Source organism: Nocardia sp. 852002-51101_SCH5132738, assembly GCF_001665695.1.
GTDB classification, from domain to species: Bacteria; Actinomycetota; Actinomycetes; order Mycobacteriales; family Mycobacteriaceae; genus Nocardia; species Nocardia nova.
The window spans coordinates 78633-99323 of the sequence record NZ_LZML01000159.1 but is presented as its reverse complement, the minus strand read 5'-3'; the positions used below and the strand labels follow the sequence as shown (position 1 = coordinate 99323).

General features: G+C 67.0%; 19 protein-coding genes. 7 read left to right on the top strand and 12 right to left on the bottom strand.

Annotated elements, in window-relative coordinates; genetic code table 11:
- Positions 1-163 precede the first annotated feature (163 nt).
- On the top strand, positions 164-322 hold the full coding sequence (locus A5789_RS36890) for a hypothetical protein (protein WP_156747602.1): 159 nt from the start codon (positions 164-166) through the stop codon (positions 320-322).
- Positions 323-467: 145 nt separating this feature from the next.
- Here A5789_RS36890 and A5789_RS36885 read toward each other — a convergent pair whose 3' ends face one another.
- From A5789_RS36885 to A5789_RS24870, 5 genes are all read right to left on the bottom strand, one after another.
- Positions 468-608 (bottom strand): hypothetical protein, encoded by a 141-nt coding sequence (locus A5789_RS36885; RefSeq protein ID WP_156055821.1) that lies wholly within the window; start codon positions 606-608, stop codon positions 468-470.
- A gap of 18 nt (positions 609-626) precedes the next feature.
- On the bottom strand, positions 627-1172 hold the full coding sequence (locus tag A5789_RS24885) for a DUF5994 family protein (RefSeq protein WP_064902766.1): 546 nt from the start codon (positions 1170-1172) through the stop codon (positions 627-629).
- A gap of 517 nt (positions 1173-1689) precedes the next feature.
- Positions 1690-1893, bottom strand: coding sequence for a cold-shock protein (locus tag A5789_RS24880; protein WP_030517997.1), 204 nt, complete (start codon positions 1891-1893; stop codon positions 1690-1692).
- Between the two features lie 218 nt (positions 1894-2111).
- The gene (locus A5789_RS24875) at positions 2112-2336 is read right to left on the bottom strand and encodes a hypothetical protein (RefSeq protein WP_064902765.1); all 225 of its coding nucleotides are present in this window, start codon (positions 2334-2336) and stop codon (positions 2112-2114) included.
- Entirely contained in the window at positions 2333-2617 is a 285-nt protein-coding gene (locus A5789_RS24870; RefSeq protein ID WP_082940941.1) for a MerR family transcriptional regulator, read from the bottom strand. The genes A5789_RS24875 and A5789_RS24870 overlap by 4 nt, the downstream gene beginning before the upstream one ends.
- Positions 2618-4152: 1535 nt before the next feature.
- Here A5789_RS24870 and A5789_RS24865 point away from each other — a divergent pair.
- The gene (locus A5789_RS24865) at positions 4153-6330 is read left to right on the top strand and encodes an acyltransferase family protein (RefSeq protein WP_082940936.1); all 2178 of its coding nucleotides are present in this window, start codon (positions 4153-4155) and stop codon (positions 6328-6330) included.
- 42 nt (positions 6331-6372) lie between these two features.
- Here the strand turns inward: A5789_RS24865 and A5789_RS24860 are convergent, their stop codons facing one another.
- The 4 genes from A5789_RS24860 to A5789_RS24840 form a co-directional block, all read right to left on the bottom strand.
- Positions 6373-7218 (bottom strand): PHB depolymerase family esterase, encoded by an 846-nt coding sequence (locus A5789_RS24860; RefSeq protein WP_197516711.1) that lies wholly within the window; start codon positions 7216-7218, stop codon positions 6373-6375.
- A gap of 205 nt (positions 7219-7423) precedes the next feature.
- Positions 7424-8014, bottom strand: a complete 591-nt coding sequence (locus A5789_RS24855; protein ID WP_064906911.1) for a DUF6461 domain-containing protein — start codon at positions 8012-8014, stop codon at positions 7424-7426.
- 1038 nt (positions 8015-9052) lie between these two features.
- Positions 9053-9577 carry a hypothetical protein gene (locus A5789_RS24845; protein ID WP_064906913.1) on the bottom strand — a complete coding sequence of 175 codons (525 nt, stop codon included), beginning with the start codon at positions 9575-9577 and terminating at the stop codon, positions 9053-9055.
- A 513-nt stretch (positions 9578-10090) separates the two neighbouring features.
- Positions 10091-10771 (bottom strand): TetR/AcrR family transcriptional regulator, encoded by a 681-nt coding sequence (locus A5789_RS24840; protein ID WP_064906914.1) that lies wholly within the window; start codon positions 10769-10771, stop codon positions 10091-10093.
- Positions 10772-10852: 81 nt separating this feature from the next.
- On the opposite strand from A5789_RS24840, the gene A5789_RS24835 reads away from it, so the two are divergent.
- Positions 10853-12262 carry an amidase gene (locus tag A5789_RS24835; RefSeq protein ID WP_064906915.1) on the top strand — a complete coding sequence of 470 codons (1410 nt, stop codon included), beginning with the start codon at positions 10853-10855 and terminating at the stop codon, positions 12260-12262.
- A gap of 292 nt (positions 12263-12554) precedes the next feature.
- On the opposite strand, the gene A5789_RS24830 is transcribed toward A5789_RS24835, so the two are convergent.
- Positions 12555-13484 carry an AraC family transcriptional regulator gene (locus A5789_RS24830; protein WP_064906916.1) on the bottom strand — a complete coding sequence of 310 codons (930 nt, stop codon included), beginning with the start codon at positions 13482-13484 and terminating at the stop codon, positions 12555-12557.
- A 102-nt stretch (positions 13485-13586) separates the two neighbouring features.
- On the opposite strand from A5789_RS24830, the gene A5789_RS24825 reads away from it, so the two are divergent.
- From A5789_RS24825 to A5789_RS24810, 4 genes are all read left to right on the top strand, one after another.
- Entirely contained in the window at positions 13587-14501 is a 915-nt protein-coding gene (locus A5789_RS24825) for an MBL fold metallo-hydrolase (protein WP_064906917.1), read from the top strand.
- Between the two features lie 232 nt (positions 14502-14733).
- Complete coding sequence (locus A5789_RS24820; RefSeq protein WP_063015732.1) at positions 14734-15681, top strand: DUF1214 domain-containing protein; 948 nt, start codon at positions 14734-14736, stop codon at positions 15679-15681.
- Positions 15682-15848: 167 nt separating this feature from the next.
- Complete coding sequence (locus A5789_RS24815; protein WP_082857176.1) at positions 15849-16937, top strand: terpene synthase family protein; 1089 nt, start codon at positions 15849-15851, stop codon at positions 16935-16937.
- A 135-nt stretch (positions 16938-17072) separates the two neighbouring features.
- Entirely contained in the window at positions 17073-18359 is a 1287-nt protein-coding gene (locus A5789_RS24810; RefSeq protein ID WP_064906918.1) for a sensor domain-containing diguanylate cyclase, read from the top strand.
- 22 nt (positions 18360-18381) lie between these two features.
- On the opposite strand, the gene A5789_RS24805 is transcribed toward A5789_RS24810, so the two are convergent.
- Together A5789_RS24805 and A5789_RS24800 are read right to left on the bottom strand one after the other, a co-directional pair.
- Positions 18382-18927: a dihydrofolate reductase family protein gene (locus A5789_RS24805; RefSeq protein ID WP_197516709.1), complete on the bottom strand. Its 546-nt coding sequence runs from the start codon at positions 18925-18927 to the stop codon at positions 18382-18384.
- A gap of 73 nt (positions 18928-19000) precedes the next feature.
- Entirely contained in the window at positions 19001-20242 is a 1242-nt protein-coding gene (locus A5789_RS24800) for a cytochrome P450 (protein WP_064906919.1), read from the bottom strand.
- Positions 20243-20691: the final 449 nt, after the last annotated feature.

Here is a 20691-nt window from a genome sequence, read left to right as displayed (position 1 = left end):
GTATAAACTAAGACCGGTGACACACCCCACCGAATCTCCCGGCGCACGCCGTCGGCAGCGGATCCAGTTCACATCACTTCGGCGTCTCGCTCAGCGTCGGCAACGATGCACCGATAGGTCCGATCGTCCGACGGCCGGGGTACGTCACCACCGCGCCCGCCGGATGTCGAACCGAGAGGGCCGTCGGCACCTCGCTCTCGGCGATATCGACCCGTCGCCGACGCTCTACGACACGCTCGGTGAGTCGGTGCCGATCCTGTTGCCGCGCTGCGATATCGGTGCCACCGAGGGCGGCGATGTCCTCGCCCGCGAGTTCCGGTGACTCGTATCGGCGGCCGGCGGTGACGACCGTGTTCGATCTGCCGATGGCGCACTGTACGGCGTCGGTAGGCCTCTCGACGCCGATGCCGGTGCGGTCGAAGCGGCGCCTGCGGGAGCCGCCATGATAAATCGAGGTGCGGCTGGGGTTAGTCGTCGTGTTGCCGGTCTTCGTGCGCGGAAAGGAATTTCGGTCGCAGGTCGGTGTCGATTGCACTGGCGGGAGTGCTGTCCGGTGCGGTGTATTCGTGGCTGAACAGCTGAGGTCCGGCGGATGCTCTGTCGCTCATGGTGAGTTCTCTCTGTCGTTATCGGATAGGTAGCTGGTGTGCGCTGCCGGATGTGTCGACCCGGCGGATGGTTCCGCTGCTGCGCCACTGTCGTAGGGCTGCGGCTCTGCCGGTGCGTCCGGGAAGCTGGGCCAGCAGTTGGTCGATCGTGGATTCGTCGTCGACGCGGCAGGCCATCGCCATCACGGCGGCGGCCCTGTGGGGATCGGTGTGTGACGGGATGATCAGAAGGATCTGCCGCCGGTCGCGGGCGCCGAGGATTTCGATCGTATGCGCGGTGCCGTGCCGGTTCCCGTCGAGGCGGACACTGCGTCCGGCGTGGGCAAGTTGTTGTGGGGTGGGAGTCCATTCGCCGGGCTGGTAAACCACGCGGTGAATCGAGTCGAGCCGTCCCGCGATCGCGGTGATCAGGTGGGGCAGTTCGGCGGCGAGATCGGTGCTGTGCGGCCACCAAGCGCCGTCGACATACCCCGTTTTCGTCTCGGCTGTCTTGAGTTGCACGCGTGCGCCATGCTCGCGGTCCAGGTGTGCGGTGTTGGGGATGGGGCGGGTCGGGCAGTTCATGCCGACGCTCCTGACTCGGCCGCGGATCGGCCGCATTGAGGGAAGCCGGCGACGTGACGATCGTGAGATCGGTCGGGATGTCGCCGAGCCGAACGGTTCGCTCCGCTCCGGCGTCGCCGGCGCTGGGCCCGTTCGCGGCCCGTGGCGGTCCTGTGGTGAGCGATGGAGAACACACACCCCGAGCAAGCGAATCATGCAGGCGCTGGTTGCGAAGAGTGATCCAGCGGCGTTCGACCGCTCGTGGTTTGCCGATCCGATAGTCGATCGTCAGGACCGTGATCCCGTCTCCGGATCAGAAGCGCCGAGCGGACCCTGTAGTCCACCCTCCGCTGCTACGAGACCGGGTTTCTACCTCGACGCTACGGGAATCTGCCGTCCGTGTCCACGTGGGCCCACGCCATCCGCATACCGCCCATGCCCGGCCGGATGCCGGCGAACGCTCTGCCGCCCGGGCCGGCAACCCTCCGAAAAGCACGAAACCCGCGCCACAGGCGCGGGTTTCGTGGAGACTCGGTCCCTAGATGGCGCGAACGCTCTGGGCCTGCGGGCCCTTCTGGCCCTGGCCGATCTCGAATTCGACGCGCTGTCCCTCATCCAGGGACTTGAAGCCGGAGCCGGAAATCTCGGAGTAGTGGACGAAAACGTCGGGGCCTCCCCCGTCCTGAGCGATGAAGCCGAAGCCCTTTTCGCCGTTGAACCACTTCACACTGCCCTGCGACATACTGATGTACAACTTCCTGTTGCGAGCCGAGCGATCATGTCAACAACCCGTGCTCGTCAACCAGCATGTCACATGAACGCTGACCGGCCCGCGCCCGCCCCGGCCGAACTAACCGCGCCGATGTCTCTGCGGGCAGGGCACTGGGTGAATATGCCGATGAGAAGTCGGCACAACGCGACGCCGCTGAACCCTACCTCTGGGATTGGTCAGTGGTTGTGTCACTCCTGCTGCGGGAGACTACCGGTGGTGTAGGACACCGGCCAGCGGGTGACCCCCGGCGAGTGTGACCGGCCGGTGCCGTACTCGATGGTGGCGGCCGATTCGCCGGTGCGAGCCAGGGCCGAGGCGACGTGGAGACGGATCACCGCGTCGAGGACGGCGACGGCGAGCGCCTGGGGAAGGAAGACATCCATCCGGCCGGTGCGGGCGTCGGGCACGTTCACGTCGTCTCTGTGGGGTTGCTGTGCTGGTCGAGGGTGTGCCGCAGTTCGGTGTTGAGGCGTCGGGCCTCGGCGAGCTGGTCTTCGAGGATGACGATGCGGCACGCGGCGTCGAGGGCGTTGCCGGCGTCGACGAGTTCACGCACGCGTGCGGCGATACGCAGCTGGTAGCGCGAGTAGCGGCGGTGCCCGCCGGTGGATCGTTGCGGGGTCAGCAGTTGCGCGGCGTCGAGGCTGCGCAGAAACGCTTGGGTGACACCGAGGATTTCCGCGGCGCGTCCCATCGAGTAGGCGGGGTAATCGTCGTCGTCGAGTTTGTCGGCGGCACTGGGACCGTCGGCGGAGTGGGGGTTGGGTAGTTGCACAGGGCCTCTCGGGGTCAACGCCGACAGGCCCCGGCGCGGTTGCGCCGGGGCCTGGAATCTACGGAAGGGGGAATGATGTCATTACTGTTCACCAGCCCGTGAGGGCCGCTTCCACACACCGCATCCGCTGCTTTCCCGGATGCGGAACTGATGATCGTCTATTCAGTGACCACCTCCTGGATCGCCGACATTGCTGCGGTGCTCGGACATTCGATTGTTCGGTGATGTTTCGTCCCCTTCCGGCGGGTCCGGCCGACTGCTCCGGGTCTATCTGTCATCCGCCGGAAGGGGACGGTGGAACCTACTTCTTCCGGGCAGTTCACCTGCCCGGCCACTCGGACTCATTAATTCGAACAACAGCGACTCTACAACGGCATCGAGCGAATGTCTACACCCGACACGACAGATTTTCGGCTGCCAGAGGAAGTGCTTATGTCACATGTGTGGGCTGGGTTTCGCGGGCGTGGGGACCGGGTAGATCCGAAGTACCCGAGCGGACGGAGGGGGCGAGGCTCATGGGCACGGCTTCACCCGGGCGCGGGTTCCAGGTCGTGGATCGGCGAAACGCAGCACGGCTATCGGGAGCCGACATGGGCAATGACCAGATACTAGAAATCGCCACCGAGGCGATCCGGCGCTCATCAGCGCGGCTGATCGCCGCCGACGCCAGACTCGCCGCATCTCAGGCCCGACTCACTCGGGCACAACAGCAACTCGACACCGCGCGCCGCACCGCGGCCCACACCGGAAGACCCCTGTTTCATCCGTTCAGGCCCGCGAGCGGTCCCGCCAGCCTTCGCGGTCGAGCGTCGGCGAGTGCGCACAGCAGTCAGCAAGGAACACACTCGAAGTGGTAGCGTGGCCTGCGATTTCCCGGCTGGACACGGTGCCGGCGTGAGATGACCAGTGGCAGGGCTCCCTCGCCGGCACCGGGCCTTCCGGTCCCTCGATTCCCCGGCTCAATGAGGAAGTCGAGGGCACAACAAGCCGGCTTGGGCAAACCGGCCCGCGGAAACCCGTGGCACACACCAAAACATCGGCGAAAGCGCCGCCCCGACAGCGTGTGATGTTGTGGCGCTTCACAACCTAGCGCATCCCCCCGGACGAGCAAACCCGCATCCGGCAACTTCGCAGACATGAAATCGACAGCTCCGCTGCCTGTTTCGCTCGCGCGACCGCTCACCGTCTTCTACGGTGAGGTCGAGGACCCCGGCGGACCGAGCCGCCGGGGCCCTCGTCGCGCTCGGGCGTGAAGGCGCCGGCGGTGACTTCGAGCGCAGACAACGGCCGGACCGGTTCGGACACAAGCGGTTACATTCCGATCCGGGATTCGTACAATTCAGCGACGCGAAAACCGCGTAATTCGACCATAAGTGGCACACCGGGCAGCGGCGAATTTCTTCAAGCCACGAAATCGGCACGTCGTCGCGTCACGACCGGGTCGATCCACCACAATGCTGCACATGACGGACACGGCCGTAAGCGGGTTGGCAAATCGGCAGGCAGACCGGGTTCACCAGGCATCGCAGCCCCGGGAGGGATTTCGGCCCGATATTGAGGGGTTGCGAGCAGTCGCGGTCGTGGCGGTTGTGTTGTTCCATGCCGGAATTCCGGGGATCAGCGGTGGATTTGTCGGTGTGGACATCTTTTTCGTGATCTCCGGATTTCTGATCACCGGAATACTGTGCCGGGAGGTGAGGGCCGGCGGCACCGTCGCGCTGGCCCGTTTCTACGGCGCACGTGCTCGCCGGCTGCTGCCCGCGGCGGGCATCGTGGTGGTCGCCACCGCGATCGGCGCGGTGGTGCTGCTGCCGCCGCTGCAGGCGCGTCAGGTCCTCGGCGACGGGATCGCCAGTGCGTTGTATGTCGGGAACAATCGGCTCGCCCTGCGCGGCACCGACTACCTCGCGGCGAGCGAGCCCCCTTCGCCGTTCGAGCACTTCTGGTCACTCGGCGTGGAGGAACAGTTCTATCTGGTGTGGCCGCTGCTCATCGTCGCGGCGGCGTGGCTCGTGCGGCGCCGCCGCACCGGATCGGCCACCGCACTCCCCTACCTGATCATTCTGGCGGTGGTCGCCGCGCTCTCGTTCGCGATCTCACTGATCTGGACCGGCACGCTGCCGCCCTGGGCGTTCTTTTCGCTGCCCGCCAGGGCGTGGGAATTGGCCGCCGGCGGCCTGATCGCGCTCTCGGTTGCCGTGTGGTCCCGGTTGCCGCACTCGGTGGCCGCACCGGCCGGATGGATCGGCCTGGTTCTGGTCGTGGTGGCCTGCACCCAGTTGAACGGCAGGACACCGTATCCCGGCAGCGCGGCCCTGCTGCCCGTCGCGGGCACCACTCTGATGATCGTATCCGGCTGTGCCGGAGCACGTTTCGGGGTCGGCTCACTGCTGACCCGCGGTCCGGTACGGGCGATCGGCGGCTTGTCCTACGCCTGGTACCTGTGGCATTGGCCGGTGTTGCTGCTGGCGCCGCATATGCTGGGCCACCCGCTCGGGCGAGTCGGCGCACTCGGTGCGCTCGTGATGGCCGGCGGGCTTGCCATGCTCACCCAGTGGACGATCGAGAATCCGGTTCGCTTCGCGGCGCCGTTGCGGAACTCGGCCGTGCGCAGTCTCGCCTGCGGGGGCGCCTGCACCGCGCTCGCCGCGAGTGTGGCATTCGCGCTGCTCGTGCTCGTCCCCGCCCCGGTCGGTCACGGTGTGGCGGCACCGTCCCTCGTACTCACCACGCCCCGGGACTCGGCCGCGCCCGCCGCCGACCCCCGCGACGAGGCGGTCCGGCAGCTGATGGCACAGGCGCAAACCGCGGTCGCCGCCTCGGCCGAAATCCGTGCTGTCCCATCGAATCTCACCCCCTCGCTGGACAGCGCGCCCGGCGACAAGGCCGATGTGTTCACCAATGGCTGTGTCCGGTCGTGGCGCGAGGTCGGCCAGGCCGAGTGCGCCTCGGGTGATCCGGACTCGCCCACCACGGTGGCTTTGGTGGGCGATTCCCATGCGGCGATGTGGAATCCGGCGCTGGAGCCGATCGCCGAGGCGCGGCACTGGCGGCTGGAAACGATGGCCAAGGTCACCTGCCCGCTGCTGGACCTGCCCATCACCAGCCCGTACCTGGACCGGGAGTACACCGAATGCGAGCAATGGCGCGGCCAGGTGCTGAATCGGCTGCGAAACGAACACCCGCGGTTGATCGTCCTGGACATGTCCCGGCGCTACGGGGGCGATTTCGGTTTCGTCTCCTACGATCGAGCCTGGGTCGAGAGCCTGGGCCGCCTGGTTGCCCAACTCCGCGCGATCGGTTCGGCCGTTCTCGTTCTCGGGCCGATCCCCGATCCCCACACCACGGTGCCGACGTGCCTGTCCGAACACCTCGACGATGCCACCGCATGCGCACCCGCACGCCCGGCCGGGGTGAACGACGCCGGCGTCGCGGCCGAGCAGGCAGCAACGACGGCAGGCGGCGGCCAGTACGCCGATCTCACCCCGTTGTTCTGCACCGCCACCCGCTGTCCCGTCATCGTCGGCAATACCTTGGTGTTCCGCGACGACAACCACCTGACGGTCAGCTACGCCGAGACCCTCGAACCCGCGATCGGCGCCCTCACCGACCGCGCCTTCGCCCATGAATGACGCGCATCGGACGCCGGGAACGACGCACTGCCCGCTCGGCTCCTACGGGAGGGTCGTGGCGGACATGAAGTTCCACAGTCGATCTCGCAGGTCCTCGCCGGCCGCGCCGGACGGCCACTGATGCAATTGCCCGTTTTCCACCCGGTACTGCACGGAGGTCCCGCTCCGGCACGGTCCGTAGCCTGCCGTCGTGCCGAATGCGTCGCTGGACTTGGCCGGCGGGACGGGGCAGCCATCGCGATCTACCCATGCGTCGACGTTGGCCACACCGGCCAGCGGATCGGAGATCGGATCGATCTGCCCCTGGGCGATGCCGACGGAGATCGGCCGAGCGGGTTTGCAGGGCGATCCGGGACTGGGAATCAGCAGGGTTGGGTTCGGGAGGGTGGGATCGCCGCCCTCCCAGGAGGTTACGTCCGCGAAGACGTCGGGGGCGTCGCACGCCATCCGCTGCGACATGATGCCGCCGTCGGACCACCCGCTGCTGTAGACGCGTGCGGTGTCGACGCACCACGTCGCCTCGATGTCGGCGACGACCGAGCGCAGGAACTGGACATCGATCGAGCCCTGCTGAAACTCCCAATCGTTGCCCACCAGACCGTTACCGGGATCCAGCGGCAGATTGTTCGCGTTGCCCTGCGGGTAGGCGACGATGAAGTGGTGCGCGGCCGCATAAGGAGTCCAGCCCGAGACCTGCTCGAAATCTGCCGCATTGCTGGCATTTCCATGCTCGGCGAGCAGCAGCGGCACCGAGTGCCCCGTCAGGCCGGCAGGAACGTCGAGCCGATAGATCCTGGTACCGATAGTCCGCACGACCGTGCCGGCTGTCGGTGCCAGGCTGCACTGCGCCGCGGCGAGGCGGATTCCGGTCCGATCACTGTGTGCCACAGGCGCAACCTGGAACGACGTGACGACTGCTGCGATGGCGGCCACGGCCGCGGCGAGTCGAATTGCGATAGCGCGCATACTTTCCCATCGTCGAGCCGGCGACCGACAGCAGCCTACTGCGGCTGCGATTCTCACCAGTGGTAAACGGCCGAATCGGTACCGATGCGCGGTCGTGCCGGCAACGTGCGGCTGCGAGTAGCGGCGGCTATGCGGTCGGCGGCCGCAGCCGGCCGCTGAGGACGGGGCGTTGGATGAGGTCTTCCTGAGGGATGCCCACGCCGAGGTTCTCGGCCAGTTTGTAGAACAGGCCGCGGAATCCCAGGGGGCCGTATTCGCACTCGTCGCCGTCGAGCCGGGCGCCTAGTGCGTGCATCTGGTCGTCGAAGCGGTGCGGGTCGCTGCCGGCCCTGTCTTGTGGAGCGAGGTTCATACTCAGCAGCGTGTTGAGGCCGGTGACGAGCTCGCCGTTCTCGGCGTACAGGAACTCCACCATGGGGTTCTCGTTGTAAAGCAGTACGAGAGCAGCGGTTCCGGCGGAAGCCCGACGGACGAGGTCGCGATCCTCGGCACACTTCCAGCTGCCGTGTTCCCAGGCCCATGCCCACCGGCCGTACTGTCCTGCGCTCACCACATACGCGCCGTTCACGTAGAGGAGGTCACCGAACTCCGCGAAGAAATCGTCCTGCGCACGCACCGCCACCGTGTCCTGATCGACATCCATCCGCTCCAACAACTGCCGGGCCGTCATGTCGCGTGCGAAGGTGAGGCCGAGCAGAGGCAGATCGCGCCCGTACATCCACCCCAACCCACCGGTCTGGGCACTCATGATGCCCTGAGCTTTCCGAGAAACCCTGCTGGTGCGGCATTCTCGGCCACCGCGAGACAGGTACGCCTCGCGAAATCATCGGACACCGTGATCGGAATGCCAGGCGCCGTAGCAGCTGAAGCAGTCATAGCGGCAGATAGTGTCATGAAGCACCGACATTTCGGCGACGACCTCGCTCGCGAACCGCACCCACCGGCCTGATTCGACCTGTTCTTCGTGCGTCCGAGGAGACGCCGAACCGCTCAGCTCCGGCGTTCGAAATGTGCTGTCACACTGCCCGTTTCGCCGAGTACGTCACGGACGATCCGGTCGAGGACCTCGGCGGTATCGGTCGGATCGGCGCCGGGATTGCGTGCGCCGCGGCGGGGCCGTGGGAGGCCGCCAGGTCGGCAGCGGCGTCCAGCAGCGAGTCCAGGGTGTGCGTCGGTTTCGACTCACTTGGCCTCTCGTGTGGCGCCCGCTGCACGATGCACTGATGGAGGACTCGATCGACCTCGCCGAGACCACACTGGTTCCCGGATCGGCGCCCCGGAACCACCACAATCGAGCCGCTCGCTTCCCGCGTGGACGGATCCACCGTGATCAGGTCCGCAAGAGCAGGATCCGACTGTAAACGTGCCCGGATCGTCTGCGTCGCACTCGGAGCCGCACCCACGACGCCGGCATCGTCACCCTCGACCGAGTCTTCGCCACCACCCTCGACCGAGGTAGCCTGCCATTGCCTGAGGGTGACGCGGAGGGAAACGCCGATTGAATACTTCGCTCAGCAGGTACTTTTCGCTCGATACTCGAGCGCTGAAGGTTTGCTAGCGATCGCGGAATGGGTAACAGAACAGTAAGGCCGGCGTCCTGCCCGGCGTCGGCCTGCGCGTGAGCCGGCAGGCATGACGGGTTACGCGAAGTCGTTGCGGTGCCGCCGGGCCGATCGCCACCCCGGCGGCATCGCTACGTTCGGTGAGACGGCAATGTTCGCCGACAACAGGCTGGGTCGCCGAGAGTCGGCCGTGGTCAGGGCGTCGGCGGCAGCATCGGGGACGGGGGCTCGTGAACCGTGACGAGAACGACGACGTCGCCGTAGGGGGCGCTGCCGCGTGCCAGCCGGTGGCCGAACTTCGCCAGGGGGATCTGCCACCGGTACTTGGCCTCGATCTCGGCTTGAACGAACGACACCAGCGTGCCTGCGGTCACCACCTGCGCGTGTCCCTGGCGCTGGTGGGACCCCAGCGCCGGATGTCCGCGCCAATCGCCGGCCTGGACGAGCACACGGCCGTCGCGCAGCAGATCGTCGGCTTCCGGAGCTCGGGAGGAGACGCGAAATGCCAGCTGGCCGAGTCCGATAGGGACAACCAGCCGTGGCACGGTCACCAACTGCTTCGGCCCGGCGACCCGGGTGACGAGCACCGTCTTGGCTTGCTGCCACTCCCGCGCGACCCCGGTCGCCGGAACCCGGTTTCGCGGCGTCGCCCGCGCCACCGGGACCGGGCGTGCGAGCCGAAGGGGTGCGGTGGGAAAATCGGTCAGGGTGTCTGTCATCTCATTCGCTCCTCTCCGCGACGAATTCCGTTGCTGCTATCGCCGCCAAGGCGTACCGGAGACCGGCCTGGACCACCGGCCGCGCCGTGCCGGGGCCGGCACGCGCCGTTCACGAAGGAGAGAGTGCCCAGTCCTCGAGGGATTTCACGGATTTGGCAGCTCGGGCTCGATCGGCCCCGCACGAGCATCCTTGATCGGCCGACTTCGATAGTGCACGCACGTCGGCGCCGCGGCAACGATCCTGATCACAGCGGGCACGCGGCGGCGTGCAAGTGGGGCTCATCGACGCGCACTCGATCGCCGACGATTCCGAGTTGCGGCTGTCATGCCGACGCGGGCACTACGCCGCCGCGGACCTACTCGACCGAGTTCCACCCGTTAGCTGCACCTTTGGCGTGCGGACCGGGGTGAGCACCTGGACCGCGCCTACAACCAGTCCGCCCAGCACCGCCGCAGGGGTGCGCACATCGGGATTCGTGCCCAGTAGGCGCACACGCGACGCGAATGACGTTGTCACGCATCGGATTCGGCGGGCGACGGATCGCCCTCGGATACCTGATCGTCCGCCGCGGCATGGCGCCGCAGTCGCAGAGCCAGCTCCACATGACCGTTGTCGAGCAAGAATCCCAGAAACAGCGCGCGAAACGCCGCATGCACCGAATCCGGCGGCAGCGTGCCCGGCACCGCCAGTTCGTGCAGTGCCAACCCGTGCGCCAGGGCCGTGAACGCCGGTGCGGCCGCGTCGGGTTCCGGGGCTCCGGCCGCGCGCACACCCGCGGCCGCTGCCCGGCGTGCGGCATCGAGCGCCCGCGCGGCGGCATCGCGGAACTCCGGGTGCCGCGCGGCGTGCAGATAGGCCTCGAACAACGCCGGCGTCTCCGGTGAGCGCGGGGTCGCGGCCGACGACAGCGCGGCGGCGATCTCGTCGGGTGTGCTGTGCGCCTCGGCCAACGCCTCGGCGAGCGCGACCTGAGTATCGGCGTCGGCGTCGGTATAGACCCGCAGCGCTTCCTCGGTCAGCGCGTCGATCGAGTCGAAGAAGTAGCCGACCGTGGTCAGCGGCAGTCCGGCTCTTTCGGTGACCGCGCGATGAGTCACCCCGGCCACACCCACGGTCGCGGCTACCTCGACAGCGGCCGCGAGCAGGGCTTCGCGTCGGGCCAGGGCACTGGGACGGTGGCGGCGCGCGGTCACGATGCAACCCTAGGCCATCTCTGTAACTTCTTACAGTTTTCCTCTGGGCAGAGTCTGTACATTCTTCTAGACTCAGCCGCCATGACGTCCCTTCACGCATTTCGCGACGATGCGCTCGCCGAGCACGACGCGGTCGCCCTCGCCGAACTGGTCCGCAACGGTTCGATGAGCCCGCAGGAACTCGCCGCCGCCGCCATCGAGCGAGCACGTGCGGTCGACCCGCAACTGGACGCCGTCGCCTGCGCGATCTACGACGCCCCGCGCTACCACTCGAAGTCCGATTCCGCCCTCTACGGCGTGCCGACGTTCGTCAAGGACAACACCGACCTGGCGGGACTGCCGACCAACCACGGCAGCGAGGCGTTCCGGGCGCGGCCGGCCGCGAAGAACGGCGCCTACGCCGAGCAGTTCCTCGGCACCGGGCTCACAGTGCTCGGCAAATCGCGACTGCCGGAGTTCGGCTTCAATGCCACCACCGAATTCATGACCGAACCTCCGACCCGCAACCCGTGGGATCTGGATCGCTCGATCGGCGCCTCGTCGGGCGGTTCGGCCGCACTCGTCGCTGCGGGCGTGGTCCCGATCGCCCACGCCAACGACGGCGGCGGATCCATCCGCATCCCGGCCGCATGCGGCGGGCTCGTCGGGCTCAAGCCGAGCCGAGGCCGCCACATCGACGGCGAACAGGCGCGGCATGTGCCGATCCACATGATCTCCGAGGGCGTGCTCACCCGCACCGTGCGCGACACCGCGGCCTTCGTCGCCGCTGCCGAAAACGTCTGGCGCAACCCGAAACTCGCCCCCATCGGCGAGGTCCGCGGCCCGGCACAACGACGGCTGCGCGTCGGGCTGCTCATGCACAGCGTCACCGGAGCCGAGGTCGACGCGCCCACCCGCGCCGCGGTCGAGCACACGGCCACACTGCTGGAGAAGGCCGGGCACGTCGTCGAACCGATCGCCCTCCCGGTCACCGAGCAGTTCGCGGTGGATTTCGTCCAATACTGGGCGCTACTGGCCGATCTCGCGGTGAGCACGGGCAAGCTCATCCTGGACCGGTCGTTCGACGCGGCCGCCACCGACGGACTCACCCGCGGACTGCGCGCCCATCACCGCCGCAATCTGCACCGCACGCCGGCGGCGCTGCGCCGACTGCGGCGCATCCCGGCGGCATATGCGCGAATGTTCGCCCGGCTGGAAGTCGTTGTGTCGCCGGTACTCTCACACACCACACCGCCGCTGGGCCACATCGCCCCGACCGTCGCCTTCCCGGAACTGATCGACCGGCTCACCCGCTACGTCAGCTACACACCACTGAACAACATCGCCGGCACCCCGGCGATCTCCCTGCCGATGGGCCGCACCACCGAAGGCCTGCCGGTCGGCGTGCAACTATCGGCGGCCCACGGCGACGAACGCACCCTGATCGAACTGGCCTACCTCCTCGAAGCCGAACAACCCTTCCCCCGCATCCAGGAGCACCCGAACCCCTGACACCACGGTGCGGCGACAGGGTGTGGCTCCGTGCGTGCTGTATGGATGGATTGCGACTGCGGGTCGACGATGCGCTCGCATTGATGGTGCTCGCGCGCGCACCTCACATCGAGCGCACAAGGCGACGAAGTCGTGACCCGCATCATGGCCGCGATATGCGCACACCTCAGCTGAGTCGGCTCACCCGGGAGCCGGACGCATTCGAAGACGAATTCAGCAGCAGGACTGCATCATTCGTCACTTATCAGGGCTCGCTCGCTCTCCTCGGTGATAGAAGGGACCGGGGCGACGCTCACCGGTCGACAGCGGAAGGTTCGCGGTCGTTGCGGTAGCGGCCGGGGGATGTGCCGAATTGCTTCTTGAACGCGTGGGAGAAGGCGTAGGGGTTGGCGTATCCGACCTGTTCGGCGATGGTGGGCAAGGGGTCGGTGGTGTCGCGCAGCAGTGCGGCGGCTCGCGTCAGGCGCCACCAGGTCAGATATCCCATCGGCGGCCGGCCGACGAGGCCGGCGAATCGGCGGGTCAGAGTGGCGCGCGAGACTCCGGTTTCCGCGGCGAGGCTGTCGGTGGTCCAGGGCGCGGCCGGTGCGGAGTGCAGTGCCCGCAGGGCGGTGGCGGTGACCGGGTCGGTGAGCGCGGCCGACCAGAGACCGGCATCGTTCTCTCTCATCCACGCGCGGATCATGTAGACCAGCAGCAGATCGAGCAGGCTCGGAACGGCGATGCAGGAGCCGGGGCTGCGCTGGTCGGCTTCCAATGCGAGCAGGTCGATGGCGGCGCGCAGTTCGCGATGATCGCCGATGCGATCCGGGAGGTGGATGACGGTCGGCAACTCCGCGACGAGGGGATGCTGCCCTCGGCGGTCGAGCCGATATGTGCCGCACAACACCTCGAAACCGCCTGCGCCCGAGTCTGTTTCATTCGGCTGCGCGGCCCGCCATTGCTCGAACGGGATCGCCCGTGTCGTAGCCGGGGTGTCGGTGGCCCGGTCGGCGAGCAGATGCCCGGTCCCGTGGGGCAGCAGAACCGCGTCGCCGGTGCCGAGGGTCACCGGATCGCCCTGGTCGGGAAGCAATCGGCAGCTCCCCCGCAACACGATGTGGAAGCCGGCGCCGGAGTAGGGCGCGAGCCGGGTGCACCAGTCGCGCTCGCGGGTGAACAGCCGGCTCGACGACGGCTGCCCCAGTCGCACGGCCGCGATCGCATCGCTCAGCACATCCACATAGCAATCCTACGGAGAGCCGCTCACGGTTGATCCGTTTGCGTATTCAAGTGAGCATCCTGGGCATTGATCGGCTCGGTTGCGGTCCATACCGTCGCGAGTATGGAAAGTTCGCAGAGCATCGTGCTGGGTGATGTCGAAATCTTCCGCGTGATCGAATGGCACGGCACCCTGATGCCAGGCCCCGACCTGTTGCCGGACACGACCGATCGGACCTGGCGCGACAACGAGGACTGGCTCGCACCCGATCATTGGGATCCCGCTACCGAGTTGGCGGTCGCGGCAATCCAAACCTGGGTAGTGCGCAGCGCCGGGCGCACGATCCTGATCGACACCGGCGTCGGCAACGGGCGCGAACGGCCCGCCCGCGCGTTGTTCCACCACCGTCACGGTGATTTCCTCGACCGTCTGGCTCGTGCCGGGGTGCATCCGGACGATGTGGATCTCGTGATCAACACTCATGTGCACGGCGATCACGTCGGCTGGAACACTCATGACGTCGACGGGCAATGGGTGCCGACATTTCCCAACGCTCGGTATCTGATTCCGGCCGGCGACGACGCCTACTTCGGGCCCGACGGCGGCTACGCAGGCGGGCGCCGCCCCGACGACCGGCTGCTCTACGACGACAGCGTCGCACCGATCCACCGTGCCGGTCAGGCAGTCCTCTGGGACGACAGCTACCGGATCGACGAGAACCTGATCCTGGAATCCGCACCCGGCCACACCCCGGGTTCCGCGGTATTGCAGGTGAACTCCGGCACCGACCGCGCCGTCTTCGTCGGCGATATGGTCCACAGCCCACTGCAACTGCTCGAACCCTCCCACAGCAGCTGCCTGTGCCTCGACCCACACCGGGCCGCCACCACCCGGCGCCGAATTCTCGAACGCGCCGCCGACCGACGGCAATTGGTGATCCCCGCCCACCTCGCCGGACCAGGAGCAGTCGAAATACGCCGCAGGGGAACACATTTCACACTCGGCGAATGGGCCGTGGCCGCAGCGGCACCACGCTGACATCGGCAACCCCGACCCCCGCATCGCCGACCCGGCCCGTTGGACGCCGCGGGCCACGCAGGGCCGTACGTGCAGTAGACAGCACGATGACCAGCGCCGTCACCGGCCCGGCGCGGTGCCCATCGTTTCGAGACACGACTCGGGTCAAGATGCGCGAAGCGGCCCGGAACGGACCGCGTGGACCACAATAGGGACCGTATCGGGCTTGTCGGCAACAGTGAGGAGTACAGCGATGGCGGTGCATGTCAATGTCGACAATTTCGTGCGGGCCGAGACGGATCGGATGTTCGCCGATCTGCAGCGCGACGCCGGCGGGATCAACACCTTTCTGCACAATCGGGAACCGGCCTCGATCGATCGTCAGACCGTGATCCGCCTCAACCGCGACACCCTCTACAGCTTCGCCGTCGTCGACCTCGCCGCGGGCGCGACCGTGACGCTGCCCGAACACGGCGACCGATACCTGTCGGCCATGGTGGTCAGCGAGGACCACTACGTCGAAAAGGTCTTTCACGATGCCGGATCCTATGAACTGCGGTCCGACGACTGCGGCACCGACTACGCCCTGGTGGCGGTACGGATCCTCGCCGACCCGAATTCCGCCGAGGACCTCGCGGCGGTTGCGGCCCTGCAAGACGGACTCTCGCTCACCGCCGGCTCGGCGCGCGAGTTCGTCCCACCCCACTACGACACCGCCGGGCTGGACGCCACCCGCACGGCGCTGCTGACCCTGGCCGCGGGCATGAACGGTTTCGACGCTACGTTCGGCCGCCGCGATCAGGTCGACCCGGTGCGTCATCTGATCGGTACGGCGGCCGGCTGGGGCGGGCTGCCCAGCGAGGAAGCCTCCTACGTCGGCGTGGCTCCCGACCTGCCGCCCGGCAACTACGAGTTCACCCTGCGCGAGGTGCCCGTCGACGGGTTCTGGTCGGTCTCGGTCTACAACGCGGCCGGCTATTTCGAGAAGAATCCGCGAAACAGCTACAGCGTCAACAACATCACCGGAGTGCCGAACGCGGACGGATCGGTCACGGTCCGGTTCGGCGACTTCCCCGACAGCGTTCCCAACGCGATCCCCACCCCCGAGGGCTGGAACGTCGTGGTCCGGTTGTACCGGCCCCGCCCCGAGATCCTCACCGGCGCATGGGCGCTGCCGGAGCTGGTGCCGGCGCGCGAGTGACCGCTCCACGACCGGCGGTTCGTGCCGGTTTCCGAAATGCGTTCGCTTCGCATACCCACTCCCCACAGCTGCCCCGGTGAAATACTGGTACCCGGTATCACCAACTGCCGGCGACAGTTTCGAGCCGGCGGATGCCGCTCACGGATTGGGAGACGTTTGTGCAGTACATGCCCCAGATCGCATCGGATATCGCCGCAATGCACGCCCAGTACCAGGAACTTCTTCATGAGGATCGATGGTCACTGCGCGCTCTGTTCAGTACCGACGACTGCGATATCGCGCAATATTGCAGCAGTTTCAGACCCAACCGGTTCGGCGCCCGAGCCTGCGCGGAGGTCGAGGCCTTCTGCCGCAGGCACCGGATCTGGCTGGAAAGGGGTGGTGCCGCCTACAACTCGATGACGCCCTACCTGCATCCACGCACGATCAGCCTCGCGCGGATGACGACGATCGGTATCTACAACGCAATCCTGTTCGCGCTCAACGACACCGTGGGCCGCGAGAAGTTCAGCCACCTGTCCGAGGCCGAGCGAGCGCAGGCACAACTCGAGGTCGACCGGCTGTGTCGATTATTCGAGTCCGGCCGGATCCGGCCGGACAACTCCACGCCCATTGTCGAGGCGACCGTCGAATTCTTGACGACCCTCACCGATCAAGCCGAGCCGGTGTGGCTGGAGCGATTCCGCGCATCGACGATCGACCATTTGCGCTCGGCGATCCGCGATCAGAATGTCGGCGCACGCGGTGACCTGCTCAGCGTCGACGACTACATCGCCCTGCGTAACGAGGTCTCGGGGATGTACCCCGCGATCCAGCTGTGCGAGTTCGCGCGCGACACCACCCTGCCCTGGGACCGGCTCGCGGCCGCGGGCCTCGCCGAGGATCTGCGCACGCTGGAACGTCTCACCGCCGAAGTCGGAGCGCTGATGAACGATGTCTTCTCCTTCGAGAAGGAGGTCATCGTGGACCGCTCGGATTTCAACCTCATCTCGATTCTGCTGCTCAATACGCCCGGCGCGACGCTGGCCGACGCCGTGCTCGGCGCCGCGCAGATCGTGCGCGAGCGATTCACCGACTTCCGCGGGCTACGGCAGGATCTGCTCGACCGCTGCCCCGCACTCAGCCCACCACTGGCCGCCGCCGTCACCGCCTACGCCGACGACCTCGATCAATGCGTCCAGGCGAGCTGGGTGTGGCAATGCGCCACCTCCCGCTACAAGGGCCGGTCGATATTCGCCGAGGCTCACCACCGGTGAGCAGTCCACCGATGACGTGACGAATCGGGCATGCAGTACCTTTGTCTGCAGCGTCACGATCAGCAGTACCAGCCGGGGGAAGTTTCGCCGGGCACCGAAGTAGCAGCAGAAGCGCATCGGACATGGGGAGTTGGAGTGGACGATCTGAGCACGGCACTCGCCCAGCAATGGGAGCGCGCGCTGGCGACGATTACCGCTCACCCTTCCTACGCCACCGTAGAAATTTCGTTTCTGCGCGATCTTCTGGAAGAACTCCACGCCAGTCTCACCGCGGAGACCTTCGACGCGGCCGCCGGCTCCCGAGCGGGAGCGGCGCTGGCGGGTGCCCGGCTCACCGATCCCGCCGTGCCGGTCGTATCCGCGCCGGTATTGCACCGACTCACCGAATTCAGCGATCACCCCGAGACCGGCCCGCGTATGGCCGCCCTGCTCGTCGCGTTCGGCCACGGCCACCACTTCCTCGCCGAAGCGATCCGGGCCGACGACGTCGAGGAAGGCCAGCGCCGGTTCCGGCTCGTGTTCGACCACGCGTCCATCGCCATCGCGATCGGCGACACGAATGGTGTTCTGCTGGAAGCCAATCCCCATCTGGCCGACATGATCGGGGTACCGGTCGAGTCGCTGCGCGGCATCAGCGTCTACGACTTCGCCCACCCCGACGATCAGGCCGCGATCCGCGCGATGGTCTACGACGACCTCGTGCCGGCCAGGGCGGGCACGGCGAAGATCGAACGGCGCCTGCAGCGCGCGGACGGCAGCACCGGATGGGCCACATTCGCGATCACCTATGTCCGGAGCGCCTTCGGGCCTGACTATCTGCTCGCCATCGGCGAAGACGTCACCGAACGCCACCAACTGCAGGAGCAGCTCCACTATCAGGCGCGCCACGACGCGCTCACCGAGCTGCCCAACCGCCGCCATCTCCTCGACACCCTCAAATCGGTGATCTCCGCGGCCGGCGAGGACGATCTGATGGGACTGTGCTTCACCGACCTGGACCACTTCAAAGAGGTCAACGACCGATACGGTCACGGCGTCGGCGACCAGGTGCTGGCCACCGTCGCCCGGCGCCTGCACGACAGCCTGCAAGACGACGGATGCCTGGTCGCGCGAATCGGCGGCGACGAATTCGTCACCCTCATCCCGCCCCCAGCCGACACCCGCAGAGTCGCGGCGGTCGCGGACCGCCTGCGCGGCGCCCTCTCGCATCCTCTCATCGTCGGCGGCCACCGGCTCCACATCTCCGCCAGCATCGGAGCCGTCGTCACACCGGTCGCCGGCAAGGACCCGGAATGGCTGCTCGACGCGGCCGACACCTCGCTGTACGACGCCAAATCCGGCGCCCGCGGCAACTGGATCCTGCACACCGTCCATGCGGCCGAGGGTGCCGACGACAGCTCCGCCCGATGCGGAAACGCTTGAGGCGCAACGGTTTCGACGGCCGCTATGCGCGGGTCGGCAACACTCGATAGACGATCTCCACACCGCCACCGTCCAAGGGCCGCGAACTCTCGAATGCCAGATCGGTCTGCGGATTCAGCGAATCGGTCAGGCGCATGCCGCTGCCCACGAAGAACGGCAGGATGACGAGTTCGAGTTTGTCGAGAACGCCGAGAGCGCGATAGGTCTCGATCGTGCCGGGCCCACCGATGAGATGGACATCACCGCCGCGATTGGCCGCACGCACCTTCTCCAGCAACCGGACCGGATCGTCGTCGACGATCACATCGTCGGGCGTGCCCTCGGGCCGATGCGAACCCAGGACGAAGACCTCCAGATCCGGCCACGGCCAGCGATCGGCGGTCAGTGCCGGTTCGAAGGTGGTACGGCCCATCAGGGCTGCCTCGCAGGTACGCAGGAATTCGGCGATGCCGTGGCTGCCCGGACCGTGCACCGGATCGACGACCTGAGGCGGCCAACCGTCCGGAGTCGTCACATAGCCGTCGGCGCTCATACACAGGCGAGCCAGGATCTGCATCGATTCATCCATTCTGTCGAGTACGCAGAAGAGACGATGCCCGCGGCCGAAAATCATCGACGGTTCGCGGTGGTGGAGACGGTCCTCACTCGCCCCGGTAGCGCACCTGGAATTCCTTGATCCCGTTCAACCAGCCCGACCGCAATCGGCGTGAGTCGCCCAGTTTGCGAATGTCGGGAAGGTGGTCGGCGACGGCGTTGAAGATCAGGTCGATCTCCAGTCGGGCCAGGTTGGCGCCGATGCAGAAGTGCGCGCCCGTACCGCCGAATGCCAAGTGCGGGTTGGGATCACGAGTGATGTCGAAGGTGAACGGAGCGTCGAAAACCTCTTCGTCGAAATTCGCGGATCGGTAGACGATCAGGACCCGCTGACCCTTCCGGATCGGTACGCCACCGAGTTCGGTGTCCTCCAGCGCGGTGCGCTGGAACGTACTCACCGGCGTCGCCCAGCGGACGATCTCGTCGACGGTGGTCTTGGGCCGCTGCGACTTGAAAAGCTCCCATTGATCCGGGTTTTCGAGAAACGCGATCATGCCGTGCGTGATCGCGTTACGGGTGGTCTCGTTGCCCGCGACGGCCAGGAGGATGACGAAGAAGCCGAACTCCTCGGAGGTCAGCGCTTCCCCGTCGACGTCGGCGTGGACCAGTTCGGTCACGATGTCGTCGGCCGGCTGCGACTTTCGCGCCTCGGCCATCTGCCAGGCGTAGGCCAGGAGTTCGGCGGAGGCGGCCAGCGGGTCGACGCCGGCGTACTCGGGGTCGTCGTAGCCGATCATCTCGTTGGACCACCGGAAGATCTTCATCCGGTCCTCCTGCGGCACGCCGATCAATTCCGCGATCGCCTGCAACGGCAATTCGCACGCCACCTGCGTGACGAAGTCACCCGCGCCCGCCTCGGCGGCCGCGGTGACGATGGCCTCGGCGCGGGCGGACAACTCCGCGCGCAGCCCGTTGACCGCCCGCGGCGTGAACCCTTTCGAGATCAGCTTGCGCATCCTGGTGTGTTGCGGCGCATCCTGATTGAGCAGAACCAGCCGCTGCATCTCCATCCGCTCGGGGGTGAGTTCGACGCCGTATCGCGGCAGCGCGGTGTTCTCGGCATTGGAGAACACGTCGCTGCGCCGCGACACCTCCTTGACATCGGCGTGCTTGGTCACGACCCAGAATCCGTCGTCCGGAAAACCGTCGGAACCGGGCGACTTGGCATTCCACCAGATCGGAGCCGCACGGCGCAGTTCCGCCAGCTCTTCGACCGGCACCCGCCGGGCCCACATATCCGGATCCGTGACATCGAAATCTCGCGGAATATCGGGACGCGTCGCACGCATATCAACCACCGGGCCGTCATCGCTGACTGAAACAGGTTCTAGAGGTATTCAAGCACAATCAGCGGCCGCTCATACCCGTCTCCAGCGACCTCGATGGTCGTGGCAACCGGCCGCGACGGTGGAATCCGGGGCATCCGGCGGCCGAAAGTCCTCCCGGCCGTAGACCAGTGGCCCGACCATGCCGGACATTGCACCCTTCCACCCGAACAGCGCTCTCGACGAGTCTGGATCCGACGCGGCTTCTTTTTCGTCCGAGGGCTTGCCGCATCCCGCGACGATGGGTGACCGGGTTGCGCAGCACCGACGGCGAGGCCGCCGAGACGACGTCAGGAGTTCCGATGCCCCACTGGCGAGGCCCGCTGCGACCCGACCGTTCGACCGAGGATGCTCTCACCCCGGCGGTTGCCGATGCGACTCTCGATCGAATCGCCGACGCACCCGCCGCATCG

What these genes read in the sequence shown, in the direction of transcription:
- A5789_RS36890 (WP_156747602.1), top strand. Translation starts at nt 164, where the DNA reads ATGTCGAACCGAGAGGGCCGTCGGCACCTCGCTCTCGGCGATATCGAC.
- A5789_RS36885 (WP_156055821.1), bottom strand. Translation starts at nt 608, where the DNA reads ATGAGCGACAGAGCATCCGCCGGACCTCAGCTGTTCAGCCACGAATAC.
- A5789_RS24885 (WP_064902766.1), bottom strand. Translation starts at nt 1,172, where the DNA reads ATGAACTGCCCGACCCGCCCCATCCCCAACACCGCACACCTGGACCGC.
- A5789_RS24880 (WP_030517997.1), bottom strand. Translation starts at nt 1,893, where the DNA reads ATGTCGCAGGGCAGTGTGAAGTGGTTCAACGGCGAAAAGGGCTTCGGC.
- A5789_RS24870 (WP_082940941.1), bottom strand. Translation starts at nt 2,617, where the DNA reads ATGGGACGCGCCGCGGAAATCCTCGGTGTCACCCAAGCGTTTCTGCGC.
- A5789_RS24865 (WP_082940936.1), top strand. Translation starts at nt 4,153, where the DNA reads ATGCTGCACATGACGGACACGGCCGTAAGCGGGTTGGCAAATCGGCAG.
- A5789_RS24855 (WP_064906911.1), bottom strand. Translation starts at nt 8,014, where the DNA reads ATGTACGGGCGCGATCTGCCTCTGCTCGGCCTCACCTTCGCACGCGAC.
- A5789_RS24845 (WP_064906913.1), bottom strand. Translation starts at nt 9,577, where the DNA reads ATGACAGACACCCTGACCGATTTTCCCACCGCACCCCTTCGGCTCGCA.
- A5789_RS24835 (WP_064906915.1), top strand. Translation starts at nt 10,853, where the DNA reads ATGACGTCCCTTCACGCATTTCGCGACGATGCGCTCGCCGAGCACGAC.
- A5789_RS24825 (WP_064906917.1), top strand. Translation starts at nt 13,587, where the DNA reads ATGGAAAGTTCGCAGAGCATCGTGCTGGGTGATGTCGAAATCTTCCGC.
- A5789_RS24820 (WP_063015732.1), top strand. Translation starts at nt 14,734, where the DNA reads ATGGCGGTGCATGTCAATGTCGACAATTTCGTGCGGGCCGAGACGGAT.
- A5789_RS24815 (WP_082857176.1), top strand. Translation starts at nt 15,849, where the DNA reads ATGCCCCAGATCGCATCGGATATCGCCGCAATGCACGCCCAGTACCAG.
- A5789_RS24805 (WP_197516709.1), bottom strand. Translation starts at nt 18,927, where the DNA reads ATGGATGAATCGATGCAGATCCTGGCTCGCCTGTGTATGAGCGCCGAC.
- A5789_RS24800 (WP_064906919.1), bottom strand. Translation starts at nt 20,242, where the DNA reads ATGCGTGCGACGCGTCCCGATATTCCGCGAGATTTCGATGTCACGGAT.